Below are 15938 nucleotides of genomic sequence, written 5' to 3'. Positions count from 1 at the left end.
AGAGCAGCCATGCCTCGAAGATCAGGCGGTAGAAGGGCGCGAAGGGCCGAGCGCGCCGCGCCCCTCGCCGAAGCGATCAAACCGGTTCGCCCGGGACACACCGGCGGACAGTTCCGGCCCTTGTCCGAGGCCGGCATGGCAGCAATCGTGGACAACGCCTTCAGAATTCTCGCTGAAGTGGGATTTGCCGACGCCACCCCTCACTGCATTGAAACCTGCACGGCGGCCGGCGCCGTGCTTGGCGAGGACGGACGTTTGCGCATGCCGGGAAATCTGGTCGAGCGAACCCTTGAGCAGGCCCGGCGAAATCTCGTGCTGCACGGTCAGGATCCGCGCAACGACCTGGATCTGAGCGGCGCCCGAGTGCACTTCTCCACCGCCGGCGCCGCTGTCATGGTCGCCGACACGGAGAACAATCTCTACAGGGATTCCCTGGCGCAGGACCTGTACGACATGGCGCGTATCGTCGATAGCTGCGAGCACATACACATGTTCCAGCGCACCTGCGTTCCGCGGGACATTCCCGACAACTACGAGATGGACGTCAATACGCTCTACTGCTCGGTCATGGGCACGAGCAAGCACGTCGGTTCGAGCTGGACGCTTCCCGGGCATGTGGAGAAGAGTCTTGAGATGCTGCATCTCATCGCCGGCGGCGAGGACCTGTGGCGCGCGCGTCCCTTCGTGAGTCAGTCCAACTGCTTTGTGGTGCCGCCGATGAAGTTCGCCATCGACGCCCTCGAATGCCTGCGGGTGGCCGTTGAGGGCGGCATGCCGGTGCTGCTGTTATCGGCCGGCCAGGCCGGCGCGACCACCCCCGCCTACCTGGCCGGGGCAGTCTCGCAAGCGTGGGCCGAGTGCCTCGGCGGGCTGGTTTATGTCAACGCGATCCGGCCCGGCGCGCCGGCGATTCTCGGCGCCTGGCCGTTCGTTTCGGATCTGCGTACCGGAGCGATGAGCGGCGGCTCCCCGGAGCAGGGTCTGCTGTCCGCCGCCTGCGCCCAGATCGGTATCCATTTCGACCTTCCCTTCGGCACCGCCTGCGGCATGACCGACGGCAAGTTTCCGGATTTTCAGGCCGGGGCGGAACGCGCCGCAACGGTGCTGTCCGCCGCCTTGTCCGGGGCGAACATCGTTTACGAGTCGGCCGGCATGTACGCCAGCCTGCTGGGAACCTGCCCGGAGAGCCTGTTGCTGGACAACGACGTCCTTGGCGCAATCGGGCGCGTTACGCGCGGCATCGAAGTCAACTCCGATACGTTGAGCTTCGCCGAGATCCAGCAGATCTGCTTCAGTGGCGAAGGACACTACCTGGGGTCGGGGAACACCCTGCAGGTGATGCAAAGCGAGTACATCTATCCCGACTTCGGCGACCGCAACAGCCCGACCGTCTGGGAGGAGCAGGGCAAGCCGGTAATGCTGCAAAAGGCGCTCGAGAAGACCCGGGAGGTTCTCGCCCGGCCCGCGCCGCGCCACGTCGCCGACGATATCGACGCCCTCATACGGTCCGAATTCCCGATCCTTCTCTCCCCGACAGCCATGAGCCGCTGACGCTGGCTAGAAGCGTTTGCGTATCCGCAGCATGAAGTGCATCGCCTGCTCGGTCTTGCGCTCTTCCACCGCGGAAATCGCGCCGCCGGAACGGCCTGCCTCATAAATATCGCGGGTTCGCGTGCGCCGCGCCGGCGTCGCGTTCATGATCTCGAAGCGAACGGAGAGATCCTCGCCGAAGGTCCGGTCCCACCAGATGTTCATCGGCAAGGGGGCTTCCTTGATAAGCCGCTCCTCCGAAATGCGCCAGACACGCTCCTGAAAGCCAATGAATCCGTCAAGCCCCACGACGGAATTCCATCGCGGCAATTCCCAGGTGAGGCCGATGAACCCCACGAACGAATCACGGCCCGATCGGCGCCGTGTTTCGCCGGTGAAGGGGTCGGTGATCCGGGAATCGAAATGCACGGTCCTCGACCGCCACGTCGCTCCTTTCCAACCCAGCGGGTCCAGCGGGAAGTTCGTCACCAGGATCCACTTGCCGCGCGTCGCCTGGCCCGCGTTGCCCCGCGCGTCGAAGCCCAGACCCACGGGAACATAATCCAGCGCGTTGTCGAACCGGTAACGGGTGTAGGTCAGGATGGCCGAGCCCCTTCCCCAGAACCTGCGTTCCAGTTGCAGTTCGTAATCCGTTGACTCTTCCGGTTCCAGATCGGCATTGCCGGCGGACAGAATGTCCCACTCCAGCGACGGCGATGCGGCGAACGAGTAGAAATTGAGTTGCCCCACGACTTTCTCCACGCGCAGCCGGACGTCGGTCACGCTGTTGATCGACCAGGTCGCCGTCAGGCGCGGCTTGAGGTAGTCGAAGTGCTTGATGAGATTGGCGTCGCCGCTCTGCTCCAGACTCGAATGCTCGAACGCCAGGCCGCCTTCGAATGACAGGTTGGGCCGGACCCGGAAAATGGCCTTGGCGAACGCCTGGTAGCGGTCCTCCTGAACCGTGACGTTGTCATTCGGCAGATCAAGGGGGGCGCCGGCCACGCTGACCTCGACGAAACTGTCCAGCTCGTTGAAGGCAGCCTCGGCTCCAAATTCCAGGCTCAGGGGATCGGACAGGTCCCACCGGTAGATTGCGCGAGCCGCGGTCTCGGTCCAGTCGAACTCGTCGTCGGCCAGGGTCTCCCGGGAACCGACTTGCAGGTACGAGTCGCTGCCCAACGACTCCAGCCGATGGAGAAATTTGGCGTTCAGGCGCCGGTTGTCGGCCAGGTTGATCGCGATGTCCGAACCCACCTCGAATACGTCGTTCCCCCGCTCGATGTCGACGATCTGATCGTACGGCTCGCCGCCCGCAGTCTCGTAGTTGCCCAGCCGGTCGAGAATCAGGGTCGACGTCTTGGCCGTAAGGTTCAATCCGAGGTCGAAACGGTCCCATGCGTAGTTGCCGCTGGCCGTGGCGTGCACGCTCCTGGACCAGTCGTCGATATCGAACCGGCCACTGAGCGAGGACCGGGGATCCACGGCCGTCAGGGTGTACGGTCCCTCTCCCGTTCCCCATTCGAATTGTTCGTTCTCGTAGACAAGGCTCGCATCGAAATTGAAGCGCCCCGAACTCCTCGAGTACTCGGCCCGCGCGGTACCGCCGAATTCACGGTCGTTGTCGGTGTACTTCTTGACCGCCGCTTCGGTGATCAGCGTGGATTTACCGCCCGCCTTGCGAACGACGTTGACGACGACCTGGCGTCCCATCGTGTCGAAGTCCGCGGCGTCCGCGCGTATCACTTCCACCTGCTCGATGACCGCGAAAGGAATGGCGGTGAGCACCTCCTGCAGGGTGTTGGCCTTGATGGTCGGCCAGCGGCCGTCTATCAGCACGTTGCCCGCGGCGCTCTCCAGGCCGCGCATGTCGTTGTTTCCACGCTCGAAGATGAAACCCGGCGTGCGGTTAATGACGTCCATTGCACTGACTGGTTCGCCGTCCGCGTAGAAAGACGCCGGGAAGACCGTGATACCGGGATTTTCCGCCGCCGGTTGCTCCTGCGCAAGGCACGCAAGGGCGAGCGCCGCCTGCGCGAAGAAAACTCCGAAAACTCTCGCGACGTGAGCAATGTTCTGTTTCACGACACTACCTTACCCGCTATGCCGCCGGGCGGGAAATCACTTCCGGGACGTGCGGCTGCCTGATAAGATTCGCCCGGTTGCGCCCGGAGGATTCCGGACAACGCGCCAGGGAGAACAGAGTGCGGGAAAACAAAGTACGGATTCATCGGCGGCGGCTGGTCCAGACTATGCTGGCCGCGCCGCTGGCATACGTCTGGGGCCGGACAGGCGCGGACCAGGCGCTTGCGGCAACCGAATCGGCGCCGTCAGCGGCCGCGCGGCGGATCCGCAGGCGCTACGTGGACGGGCGCTTCGGCCAGGTGCATGTGCATATTGCCGAAGCCCTTGATGAAACCGCAGGGCGCACGCCGTTAATGTGCTTTCATCCCACGGCCTTGTCGGGAGACTTCTATCGCGATTACATGCTGGCGATGAGCGTCGACCGGCGGGTCATGGCGATGGATACGCCGGGCTACGGCAAATCGGACCCGCCGCCTGAACCGCAGCCGATGAGCGAACTTGCCGGCGCCGCGGCCGACACGCTGGTCGCGCTCGGCTACGGGGCGGATGGCGAAGGCGCCGTGGACGTGATCGGCTACCACACGGGAACCTTCATCGCTGCGGAACTGGCCGTTGTCCGGCCGGATCTGGTGCGCCGTCTGGTGCTGCCCGGCATCCCCTACCGCGTTGGCGAGGAGCGCAAGGCGCTATATGAGCAGTACGCCCGGCCCAGTGAGCTCCAGGAAGACGGCTCGAACGCCATGGAAGTATGGCGCTTCTGGGTGACTGACCGACACCCGGATGTTTCGTTGCAACGCGGCGCTTCGCACTTTGTCGATCACCTGCAGTCGGGTCCCTACGCGTGGTGGGCCTATCACAGCGTGTTCAGCTATCCGGCCGAGGAGCGCCTGCCTCTGGTGCGCCAGCCCGTTCTGGTGCCCAACACGCATGGCAATCTCCAGGAACAGTCCCGCGAAGCCGCGAAGCTCCTGAAGGACGTGCGGGTGGTGGAAATGCCCGACCTGAGCCACGGCGCATTCGATGTAGGCGCAGAACGGCTGGCTACCGTTTCCCGCGAATTTCTGGATCAATGAATCATGGATTTTGAGCGAGTCGCAAAACTGGGCGCGGAAGTTTCGGGCATCGAGCTTTCGCCGGACCTGGCACAGGACGTCATCGACGAGATCGAACAAGGAATACTGGAACACAGAGTTCTGTTTTTCCGAGATCAAGACCTGAACGGAGACGAACTTGTCGATTTCTCCCGGCGTTTCGGCGAGAGCTTCGTCCAGCCGGCGCTGGCGCACAAGTACCAGGAACTGCTGTTTCTGGAGAACGACAAGAGCAAGCCGCCCACGCTCAATACCTTTCACCAGGACATGACCGGCCTGGCGCAACCCCCGGCGCTGCACATGCTGCACGCGCTGGTCGTGCCCGACGGGGGCGGCGACACGATGTGGGCCTGCAACTACAGCGCCTACGAATCGCTCTCGGACGAAATGAAGCGGATACTGGGCAGCCTGACCTGCACCCACACCATACTCGGATACTACGAGCCGATCGTGAGGAACTGGGAGAACAGCGAGGAGAAACTGCGCGAGTTCGAGGAAATATTTCCGCCGGTCACGCATCCGCTGGTGAGGACCCACCCGAAGACCGGCCGCAAGTCACTGTTCGTCAACCGTTTCTTTACCAATTTCATCAACGGTTTCACGCCCCAGGAGAGTGAAAACCTGCTTCAGTTCCTGTACAAGCACATCGAAACGCCCGAATTCTGCGTGCGGCTGCGCTGGCGCCCGGGCACCCTGGCGATCTGGGACAACCGCTGCACCTCCCACTACGCGCTGGCCGACTACTGGCCGCAGCACCGCAAGATGCAGCGCGCCTCGGTATCCGGCGACACCCCCTTCTAGCCCCGGGAGCGAGGGCGCCCCGCCCTCCTAGCCCAATTCCTCGCGCAGGCCCTTGACAAGGCCGACGCACATGCACAGCAGCACCAGGGTGAAAGGCAGGCCAACCGCCAGAGTCAGCGCCTGCAGCGAAGCCATGCCGCCGCCCAGCATCAGTGCCATCGCCGCCAGGCCGGCCAGCAGGCACCAGAAGGCGCGCTGTTGCACCGGCGCGTCCATCTTGCCGCCGGCGGTTATGGTGTCCATGACCAGCGATCCCGAATCGGCCGACGTGACAAAGAAAATCGTGATCAGGAGTACGCTGGCGGCGGACACGAATCCGGCCATCGGCAATGGCTCCAGCATCTTGAACAAGGCCAGTTCGGGCACCGATTCCGCCACGCCCGTATAGCCGTCGGAAAAGTATTGGTCCAACGCGGCACCGCCGAACGTCGCCATCCAGAGGATGCCGATGATCGTGGGGACGATCAGCACCCAGGTGATGAATTCGCGCACCGTGCGTCCAAAACTGATGCGCGCGATGAACATGCCGACGAACGGCGCCCAGGCGACCCACCAGGCCCAGTAGAAAGTTGACCAGTCACGCACGAAAGCCACGTCTTCGCGGCCGATCCAGTTGCTCAATGCCGGCAGGTAATAGATGTAGTCGACGCCCGCCTTGCCGATCGTCGCGAGAATCACCAGCGTGGGTCCCGCGACCAGTACGAACAGCCACAACAGGGCCGCAAGCACCATGTTGATCCAGCTCAGGCGCTTGACGCCCTTGTCCAGCCCCGCGATGACGGACGCCAGCGCGATGCCGATGATCACCATGATCAGAATGGCCCGGGTGACCGTGGTCGCGGGAATTCCGAACAGGTATTGCAGCCCGCCGGCGATCTGTTCGGCGCCGAAACCCAGCGATACCGCCAGCCCGAAAAGGGTCGCCAGCACCGCAACAACGTCCACCATGTGACCGAAGGGCCCCCAGACGGATTTGCCGATCAGCGGGAAGAAACCGGAGCGCAGCGTCAGCGGCATGCCGCGGTTGAAACAGAAGAACGCAAGCGACAGGCCGGCCACCGCATAGATCGCCCATGCATGCAGCCCCCAATGCAGGATCGCGGCGGACATGCCGGCGGCGCGGGCCGCGCCGGTGTCGGCGGGATCGATGCCAAGCGGAGGCGTCAGCGTGTGGGTCACGGGCTCCAGGACGCCGAAGAACATCAGGCCGATGCCCACGCCGGCCGCAAACAGCATGGCCAGCCACGCGGAATAGCCGTACTCCGGCTTTGCGCGCCGACCGCCAAGGCGAATGCGTCCCAACGGGGAAAGCGCGATACCGAAGCAGAACAGGACGAACAGGTTCGACGCAGCAAAATAGAACCAGTCGAACGTCGTGGTCGTCCAGACCCTCAGATCGGCGAACAGGGTCGCTGCCTGGTCAAGAAACAACAGCGTGCCGATCACGAGCATCACCACCAGAGCGGCGGAAACGATGAACACCGGGTTGTGGATGTCGAGATTGAAGACCCGGATGTTCTGCTCGCCGATCTCGTGGCCGATGTCGGGCGCAGCGCGCGCCGTGGATTCAGTCGTCATATCGCGTAGCGCCGCCGGATGTCTTCGCCCAGCGCGTCCTTGAGCGGATCGAGCCAGGACTCGTAGTTGCGCCAGTAGTCGAGCCCCGCCTTGAATATGGGCTGCCGCACCTGTTCGGAACTGGGCGTGCGGACCGCCCGGTCCGTACGGTAAAAGCTCAGGCAGCCCGGTTCGAATTCGAGTCCGCAGTGGTCGAGAATCCGGCGCACCTGGGTTTCCAGGTCGCTCACCACATCCTCGTACTGGACGCACAGCACCTTGCCCGGAAGCTCGGCGTCCCAGTGGTCCATCAGTTCCACGTAATCGCGATAGTACTGTCCGAGGTCCGCCAGGTCGTAGGTGAATTGCTGGCCCTCGGCAAAGAGCTGCTTGTAGCCGCTGAATCCACAGGCCATGGGGTGGCGCCTGGCGTCGATGATCTTCGCGTTGGGCAGCATCAGGTGAATCAGTCCGATATGGCGAAAGTTGTTCGGCATCTTGTCGACGAAAAACGGCGCGCTTTGGCGGTGAATCCGCGTGTCGTCGATGTATTGCTGCCCGAACTGGCGGAGCTCATCATCGGACAACTCCGCCAGGATGTCGGGATAGTCCGGCTCGGGCCCGCTGCGCCCGCGCCGCCGCAACTGCTGCGCCAGCGACAGGACGTTTGGCAGCTCCAGGGTTCCGTCCACCCGCGAATGGGACGAAAGAATCTGTTCCAGCAGGGTTGATCCGGCGCGGGGCAGCCCGACAACGAAAACAGGATCTCCCGCGAAATGCCCCGCGTCCACACCGCGCGACAGCACCCCGGCGGTACACACCCGCTGCTGGGCGCGCAGTTCCTCCGTCATCTTGTCCGCGTCGTAGCGGCTCGCAGCCTTCTTCGAGCCGTTGCCCTGTTCGTAAAAACGGAACGAGGCCTCGAAGTCCTCGCGGTCCTCGTACGCTTTGCCCAGGGCGAAGTTCAAATGTACGCGGTCGGCGTGGGACAGTTCGTCGCCGCGCACCTGCGCATGCATCCGCTCGAGTTCGCGGTCGCTGAACGAATAGACCTTCAGGTTGGACAGCGAATACCAGGCTTCGCCGTGGCGCGGCTGGGTCTCAAGCGCCGCCCGGTAGGAGGCGACAGCCTCATCGTACTGGCCGTGGGTCTTGAGCGCGTGGCCCTTCGAGGTGAGCGTGACCGGGTCGCCCGGAATTTTCTCCAGCACCCGGTCGAAAAGGCCCAGCGCCTCGTCGTAGTCGCCGGTTTGCATGCATTCGATCGCGTAGATCGACTGGAACTGCGGATTGCCGGGCGAGGTCTCAAGCAATAGCCTGGCCTGCTCGAGGGCCTTTTCGAATTTCTGGCGCTTCCTGAGCGCCTGGATGTAGTCCATGTGCACCCGCACGTTGTTCGGTTCGAACTCGTGCGCCGACTCCAGCAGGAATTCGGCGTCCGCCAGGACGCCGAAACGTATGCCGATGTCGGCCAGCAGCCGCATGGCTTCCACGTGATGCGGTACCTTCCTGAGAAACCTGCGGCACAGGTCCTCCGCCTTGAGCAGCTTGCCCTGGCTCATGAGGTCGAGGACGATGACGAGAGGCCGCGGCAACTGTTCAAGATGGTCAATCTGGGCTTTCACTTGCGCCGCCTCCCGGAGGCGCCCGCTCCGGGCCAGGATATTGAGTTGGCCCCTCCAGCTCGCCACCAGCGCCGGGTTGAACCGGCACGCCTGCGCATACGCCCGTAGCGCATGGTCGGGCCGGCCCATGTCACGGTACGCGTGACCCTCCTCCTGGTGCGCCCGGCCGTTCTCGGGCGCAAGAGCTTTCAGTCTGGCGATCTGCGCCAGCGCCGAATCGAACTCGCGCCGGTAGCGGCGGCAGACCGCACTCATGTACAGCGCGTCGGTGTTTTCCGGCTCGTCCCTGAGGATGTCGTAGAGGTCGGACAGTGCTTCGTCATACTGCTTCCCCACAATCCTGGCCTGAATGGCGGCCAGCGCGGGATTGGCCCCGCCTCGTTCCCGGCCCCCGGAATCACCGCGAGAGCCTGAACCTCCGGCACGACCGGACACGACAACGGCGTCCTCCGGGGAGGACGCCGTGTCGGTTACTGGTGCCGAATCCGGGTCGGTCAGAAGTTTACGCTCGCGCGTACGCCGTAGGTCCTGGGTTGCGCGTAGGTGACGTGCTTTGTGTCGAAGACGAATGAGCGCGACACCTCGGCCCGTTCATCGGTCAGGTTGCTGCAGTACACCGTCACCGACCAGTTGTCGGTGGCCACGCCCGCCGTCAGACCGAGCATCGCCCAGCTGTCGATCCGGTCGCGGTTGATGGTGATGATGTCGCTGTACGAATCCGCGGACCAGGTAATCATGGGCATGACGTGCGCCGTCCACCCATTGGCCTGCAGGGTCCACTCGTAGCGTGCCCGCAGGTTGCCCTGGTTGCCTGGAGCGAACGCAAGTTCGTCCCCCTCGCGCACGTCGTTTGTGGGTGTAATCTTCCGGGTAATCTCGGAGTCCAGGAACGACAGGGCGCCGGCGATGGTCAGCCCGTCGAACCGGGGGGGCAGCCAGATGAAGTCCGCCTCCAGGCCCCTCACCCTGGCGTCCGCCGCGTTGTCCGAGAAGAACAGGTTGACGATGCTGGTATCGAATATCGTGGTCTGCAGGTTATCGATATCGATGTTGAACAGCGCGGCATTGAGTCGGAAGGCGTTGCCGAAATCGGCCTTCATGCCCACCTCAAGATTGACGACTTCGTCGGTTTGCAGCACGAAAGGTACCGTGAAACCGCTGCCGTCCGCGCTCGCGCGCCCGCCCGGTCGATTCAGCAGGCCGGGCCGGAAACCCTCCGACAGCGTGACGTAGTAGAGGTGCGCCGGTTGCGGCCGCCAGCCCAGCGTCGCCTTGAAAATCGTGCCGTCGGCCACCGCCTTGTCGGGCGCGCCCGCCACTGGGCTGTTGGGCGCGAACTGACCTGAGATGTTGGTGCCGAAGCGCTGCCCGTCAGTCCTGTTGGCGCCGAAATTCCCGAACGATGAATTGGCGCTGCCCTCGAGATCGACCTCGATCTCGTAATTGCGGGCGCCGAGCGTCAGCGTGAACTGATCAGTGAGGTCGAAGTCCAGCTCGCCGAAGACGCCGAACTGATTGTCCGTTCGCCGGATGTCGTTGCGGAAGATCACGCCGATGTCACCCCCGTGGCGGTCTGGGCCGAATGGCCCCGGGTACGTGTAATAACCTTGGCCGTAGCCGGCCCCGAACGCACTTCCCGCAGGGTTGCCCGGAGCCGCTGCCGGATTGGTCAGCGGGTAGTTCGGTGCGAAGCCGGGGTGCCCGTTCCACGAGATGGCCCACAAGGAACCGGGATAGATGAAGTCGTTGACCTCGATGAGTTCCAGGTCGCTGACGAACACGCCACCCTGCAGGCGCCAGCGATTCGACTGGTCCGTGGTGAAGCGGATTTCATGCGTGCGGACCTCAAGCCTGTTGATGCTGTCCACGTACATTTGCGGCGGGTGGCACCTCGTGCCTGCACGAGGAATGCCCGGAGGACTGTTGAATGACGTATACGTCGCGTAGTAATCGCAGATGTAGTAAGGCAGGTACTGACCCACGAACAGGTAGTCGGAGTAGTCGACGATCTGCTCCGACTCGCGGTCCGTGAATGCGCCCGCGTAGATGACGTCCAGCCCCGCCAGACGGCCCGTGAGCGTCACGGCCGTATTGTCAAAGGTGTCGAAGATGCCCTCATTCACGAAGCGGTTGACTTCCAGGTCGCCCACGTCGGGGTCGGCGAAGAACACGCCGTCCGCCTCGGTTTCCTGGGTCGTATGCGAAACCAGCAGACTCCAGTCGTCGTTGATGTCCCACTTCGCCGAGACCCGGCCGCCGGTGTAGGTAACTTCGTTGATGTCTTCTTCGGCTATCGAACTGTTGTCCGCCCTGAAGAAAGTAATGTTGGAAAGATCCACGCCCGCCTGGAATCCGGCGCGATAGGAGGCTACCGGCACGCCGTTCTTGCGAACCGCACCGGCGGGCCTGTACCGGGCGCTCTCTTCGGCGGTCCTTGTGGAGGCCACATTGTCGATCCAGCCGCCCTTGCTGTCCCTGTAAACGACGCCGCGCAAGCCGAAATTGTCGCTGAGGGGAAGGTTCATGACCACTTCGAGGTGGTTGCCCGAGCCGCCGCTGCTGAGCGTGTTAACTCCGAACTTCGCGTTGCCGTAGAACTCGTTCAGGTCCGGCTTGTTCGTGATCAGACGAACGTTGCCGGCCTGGGAACTGGCGCCGAACAAGGTACCCTGGGGGCCGGAGAGCACTTCGATGCGCGCCAGGTCCGCCGCGTAGACATCGAGATTGCGGCCTGGATGCGCCAGCGGCTGTTCGTCCAGGTAAAAGGCGACGTTGGGCGCCAGTCCGGCCACGCCGGCCACCGTCAGGTTCGGTGTCGTGGATGCGACGCCGCGAATGTATATGGTGTTCTGACCCGGTCCGCTGCCGCCGGCAGTAACGCTCGGCAACTGCAGCACGTAGTCCGCGAAATTCGTGATGCCGAGTTCAGTAATCTCGCGGGTGTCCAGGGCGGTCACCGCCAGTGGCACGTCCTGCAGCGATTCCTGGACGCGCCTCGCGGTAACCACGATCTCATCGAGCATTCGTGCGCCGGCATCCTCCTGCGCCGCGACCGGCGCGCCCGCTATCGACAGCGCGACGGCGGCGGACAATACGGATTGTTTCGGTTGCAAGTGAATAGGCATAACCCAAATCCTCCCGGAGGACCATTGTTTCCCCCCCAACGACATATCATAGACCAATCCATTCGACGCTTTCGGAGCCTTGTTGCCGGAACACTCGCCGATGCCCAGCAAACCGGATATAGAAATCGCCCGGGCGGCAAAAATGCTGCCGATACTCGAGGTCGCGGACAAGCTCGGCATTGCCGGACATACAGAGCCGTACGGCAAGACCAAGGGCAAGGTCGATCATGCCGCCGTGGCCGCCGAACGGCCGCAGGCAAGGGGCAGGCTCATTCTGGTGACGGCGGTGTCGCCGACGCCGGCCGGCGAAGGCAAGACCACGACCACGATCGGTCTGGGCGACGCCCTCAACCGCATCGGCAGGAAGGCCCTGATCTGCCTTCGCGAACCGAGCCTCGGTCCGTGCTTCGGCATGAAGGGCGGCGCCGCGGGCGGCGGTTATGCGCAGGTCGTGCCGATGACCGACATCAACCTGCACTTTACCGGCGACCTCCACGCGATCGGCGCCGCGCACAACCTGCTCGCGGCGCTGATCGACAACCACGTTCACTGGGGCGGCGAACCCGCCATCGATCCACGGCGCATCACCTGGCGCCGCGTGCTCGACATGAACGACCGCGCGCTACGGCATACGACGATCGGCCTTGGCGGATCCGTCCACGGCGTTCCGCGCGAGACGGGTTTCGATATCACCAGCACTTCGGAGATCATGGCGATCTTCTGTTTGTCGAAGGACCTGGCCGACCTGGAACGGCGCCTCAGCAGGATCGTCGTGGGTTACGACCGAAACCTTGAGCCGGTCACGGCCGGAGACCTCGACGCGCAGGGCGCCATGACCGCCCTCCTCCGGGACGCCTTCTCACCGAACCTCGTGCAGACTCTGGAGAACAATCCCGCATTCATTCACGGCGGGCCGTTCGCAAACATCGCGCACGGATGCAATTCGGCGGTCGCCACGCAGACCGCGCTGAGACTCGCCGACTACGTCGTGACCGAAGCCGGGTTCGGGGCCGACCTGGGCGCGGAAAAGTTCTTTGACATCAAGTGCCGCGCAGCGGACCTGGTACCGGATGCGGTGGTTCTGGTCGCCACGGTCAAGGCGCTCAAGATGAACGGCGGCGTCCCGAAAGACGGCCTTGAGGCGGAGAACGCCAAGGCGGTGGCGGACGGCTGCGCCAACCTCGGGCGGCATCTCGACATCCTCGATCGATTCGGAGTTCCCGCAACGGTGGCCATCAACCGCTTCGAGGCCGACAGCGACGCCGAAGTCGGCGCGATCGCGGATTACTGCCGCCGGCGGGGCGTGGCCGCCATCGAGTGCCGGCACTGGGCGGAGGGCGGCGCCGGCGCGGCGGAACTCGCCGGGCACGTCGCGGAACTGGCCGATTCGGCGCACAGCGGTTTCAGGCTGCTCTACGAGGACGGCCTGGAGCTGTGGGAGAAGGCCCGCCGGATCGCGCAGGCGATCTACGGAGCCCAGGACGTCGTCGCATCCGCAAAAGTGCAGAAAGAGTTCTCGCGTCTGCAGGCCAACGGTTACGGGCGCTTTCCGATCTGCATGGCCAAGACGCAGTACAGTTTCTCGACCAATCCCGCCCTGCTGGGGGCGCCCACGGACCATATCGTGGAAATTCGCGAAGTCCGTCTTGCGGCCGGCGCCGGCTTTGTCGTGGCCATCTGCGGCTCCATCATGACGATGCCTGGCCTGCCGAGACAACCCGCCGCCCAGGACATTCGCGTCAACTCCGAAGGCCTGATCGAAGGTCTGTTCTGAGCCGCCGGGGCTCTTGCGCCTCCCCCATCCGGACGAGCGCGGAAGGCCTCTCCGGCGCGGGCGTTTGCCGCGTTTCCGTGGGGCAGAACTGGTATTATTCTTACGTCTCCGCGCCGGACGGGGCCGTGAATGAGCAGCCACCCGCAACACAGGCGACACCCTGGCCGAAAGCGGCGCGGCGGCCGCGCCGCGAAGTTCGCCGCGCGCCGGCAAGGAACTGCCAGGGAGCTCGCGGCCTGGATCGATCGCAGCATTCCCTTCTTCGAGATTCTCGACAAAGAAGCGCTGGAGCTGATCGAGCACAACGCCGACACGGTGCTCGAGGAAATCGGCATTGAGTTTCGTGCATTCCCGCAGGCGCTCGAACTCCTGAAGGAAGCGGGCGCCGACGTGGACGGCGAGCGCGTGCGGTTCCCGCGCGGCATGTGCCGGTCGCTGGTACAGGCCACGGCGCCGCCCGAATACAGGCAGCATGCCCGCAACCCGAGACGCTCCACGATCATCGGCGGCGCACGCACTGTGATGGTTCCCGCCTACGGATCGCCTTTCGTGCAGGACCTTGACCAGGGGCGCCGCTATGCGACCCTCGAGGATTTTCGCAACTTCGTGAAGCTCGCCTACATGAGTCCCGGGCTGCAGCATTCCGGCGGCACGATTTGCGAGCCTGTCGATGTGCCCGTCAACAAACGTCACTTCGACATGGTTTACAGCCACATCCGGTACAGCGACAAGCCGTTCATGGGTTCGGTCACGCATCCGGAGCGCGCCGAAGACACGGTGGCCATGGCGCGAATCGTGTTTGGCGAAGATTTTCTGGCGAACAACACGGTGCTGACCAGCCTGATCAACGCCAATTCGCCGATGTGCTTCGACGCAACCATGCTCGGCGCGGCGACGGTTTACGCCGAAAACAACCAGGCGACGGTCATCTCTCCGTTCCTGCTCGCCGGAGCGATGTCGCCGGTGACCGCAGCGGGCACGCTGACCCAGATCCTGGCCGAGGCGCTAGCCGGCATGGCCTACATTCAGCTCGTGCGGCCCGGAGCTCCCGTGGTGTTCGGTTCGTTCGCATCGGCCGTGTCGATGCAGTCGGGAGCGCCGACCTTCGGCGGCCCGGAACCCAGCCTGGTCTTGTACGGTGCGGGCCAGCTGGCGCGCCGCCTGGGCGTGCCGTTCCGCAGCGGCGGCGGCTTGTGCGCTTCGAAAATTCCAGACGCCCAGGCGGCTTACGAATCCGCCAATACACTGCAGACGGCAGCGCTGGCGGGCGTGAACTTCATGCTTCACGCGGCCGGCTGGCTCGAGGGCGGCTTGTCGATGGGCTACGAGAAGTTCATCCTCGATGCCGACCAGGCCAATATGATCGCGGTGCTCCTGAAGGGGGTGGACATGTCGGAGTCCGGGCAGGCCATGGATGCGCTGCGCGAGGTCGGGCCCGGTTCGCACTTTCTCGGCGCCGCGCATACCCAGGCCAACTTCAAGACCGCGTTTTACCGTTCCGGCGTCGCGGACAACAACAGCTTCGAGCAATGGGAGCAGGATGGCTCGCTCGACGCCGCCCAGCGCGCCAACCGGATCTTCAAGCGGATGCTCGAGGAGTACGAGGCGCCGCCGCTCGATCCGGCCATCGACGAGGCCCTGCTGGAGTTCATCCGGCGGCGCAAATCCGAGTTCGAGGATCGGGACTACTGATGTCCGGCGAACATCAGAGCGCCGAGCGTCCGATCCTGGTCATCGCCTGCGGCGCGCTGGCGCGCGAGATCGAGGCGCTCAGCCGCCGCTGGGGCTGGAAGCACCTGCATCTGAAGTGTATCGACGCGAAACTGCACAACCGGCCGGCCGAAATTCCCGCGCGACTGCGGAAAATGATCCGCCGGCACCGCTCGGCTTACGACGAGATTTTCGTCGCCTACGCCGACTGCGGCACCGGCGGAGGCATCGACCGGGTGCTTGCCGAGGAAGGCGCCCAGCGGCTGGAAGGGGCGCACTGCTACGAGTTCTTCGCCGGCCGGGAACGTTTTGCAGCGCTTTCCATGGCGGAGCCCGGCACGTTCTACCTGACCGACTTCCTGGCGCGCCACTTCGATCAGTTTGTTGTCAAGCCGTTGGGCCTGGACCGGAATCCGGAACTCCGCGACGCGTATTTCGGCAACTACCGCAAGCTCGTTTACCTCTCGCAGACGGAAGACGAGCGGCTTCTCGAATCGGCCGCACGGGCCGCCGCGCGCCTTGACCTGGAATTCGAGCACGTGCACTGCGGTTACGGCGAACTGGAAACCAGCCTGGCGGCGCGTTTCAGGCGGCGGCGGACGATCCCTATTGCAGCCGAAGGCAGCAGGGGAGCCTAGCG

The 15938-nt window shown here is 64.0% G+C and carries 10 protein-coding genes; 6 read left to right on the top strand and 4 right to left on the bottom strand.

The annotated features are described in order from the left end of the window. Positions 1-9: 9 nt before the first annotated feature. Complete coding sequence (locus tag F4Y72_05120) at positions 10-1551, top strand: methyltransferase (protein MXZ27668.1); 1542 nt, start codon at positions 10-12, stop codon at positions 1549-1551. 6 nt (positions 1552-1557) lie between these two features. Here F4Y72_05120 and F4Y72_05115 read toward each other — a convergent pair whose 3' ends face one another. Further along, on the bottom strand, positions 1558-3615 hold the full coding sequence (locus F4Y72_05115) for an outer membrane beta-barrel protein (GenBank protein MXZ27667.1): 2058 nt from the start codon (positions 3613-3615) through the stop codon (positions 1558-1560). 119 nt (positions 3616-3734) lie between these two features. Between F4Y72_05115 and F4Y72_05110 the strand changes: the two genes are divergently transcribed. Beyond that, positions 3735-4688 carry an alpha/beta hydrolase gene (locus tag F4Y72_05110; protein ID MXZ27666.1) on the top strand — a complete coding sequence of 318 codons (954 nt, stop codon included), beginning with the start codon at positions 3735-3737 and terminating at the stop codon, positions 4686-4688. Between the two features lie 3 nt (positions 4689-4691). Continuing rightward, positions 4692-5507, top strand: a complete 816-nt coding sequence (locus F4Y72_05105; GenBank protein ID MXZ27665.1) for a taurine dioxygenase — start codon at positions 4692-4694, stop codon at positions 5505-5507. Between the two features lie 27 nt (positions 5508-5534). On the opposite strand, the gene F4Y72_05100 is transcribed toward F4Y72_05105, so the two are convergent. The 3 genes from F4Y72_05100 to F4Y72_05090 are packed head-to-tail and all read right to left on the bottom strand — an operon-like array spanning position 5535 to position 11814. Continuing rightward, positions 5535-7085 carry a BCCT family transporter gene (locus tag F4Y72_05100; protein ID MXZ27664.1) on the bottom strand — a complete coding sequence of 517 codons (1551 nt, stop codon included), beginning with the start codon at positions 7083-7085 and terminating at the stop codon, positions 5535-5537. Continuing rightward, positions 7082-9124 carry a tetratricopeptide repeat protein gene (locus F4Y72_05095; protein ID MXZ27663.1) on the bottom strand — a complete coding sequence of 681 codons (2043 nt, stop codon included), beginning with the start codon at positions 9122-9124 and terminating at the stop codon, positions 7082-7084. The genes F4Y72_05100 and F4Y72_05095 overlap by 4 nt, the downstream gene beginning before the upstream one ends. A 59-nt stretch (positions 9125-9183) precedes the next feature. Continuing rightward, entirely contained in the window at positions 9184-11814 is a 2631-nt protein-coding gene (locus F4Y72_05090) for a TonB-dependent receptor (GenBank protein ID MXZ27662.1), read from the bottom strand. A 100-nt stretch (positions 11815-11914) separates the two neighbouring features. Here F4Y72_05090 and F4Y72_05085 point away from each other — a divergent pair, with 100 nt between their 5' ends. The 3 genes from F4Y72_05085 to F4Y72_05075 all read left to right on the top strand — a co-directional run bounded on the left by F4Y72_05085 (position 11915) and on the right by F4Y72_05075 (position 15936). Next, the gene (locus F4Y72_05085; protein MXZ27661.1) at positions 11915-13588 is read left to right on the top strand and encodes a formate--tetrahydrofolate ligase; all 1674 of its coding nucleotides are present in this window, start codon (positions 11915-11917) and stop codon (positions 13586-13588) included. A 129-nt stretch (positions 13589-13717) separates the two neighbouring features. Further along, the gene (locus F4Y72_05080) at positions 13718-15280 is read left to right on the top strand and encodes a trimethylamine methyltransferase family protein (protein MXZ27660.1); all 1563 of its coding nucleotides are present in this window, start codon (positions 13718-13720) and stop codon (positions 15278-15280) included. Continuing rightward, positions 15280-15936, top strand: a complete 657-nt coding sequence (locus F4Y72_05075; GenBank protein ID MXZ27659.1) for a DUF1638 domain-containing protein — start codon at positions 15280-15282, stop codon at positions 15934-15936. Before F4Y72_05080 ends, F4Y72_05075 begins: the two co-directional genes overlap by 1 nt. Positions 15937-15938: the final 2 nt, after the last annotated feature.

This window comes from Gammaproteobacteria bacterium (assembly GCA_009838035.1).
GTDB lineage: Bacteria > Pseudomonadota > Gammaproteobacteria > Steroidobacterales > Foliamicaceae > Foliamicus.
Note: the sequence above shows the minus strand (reverse complement) of the source record. Positions and strands in the feature narration are given on the sequence as shown.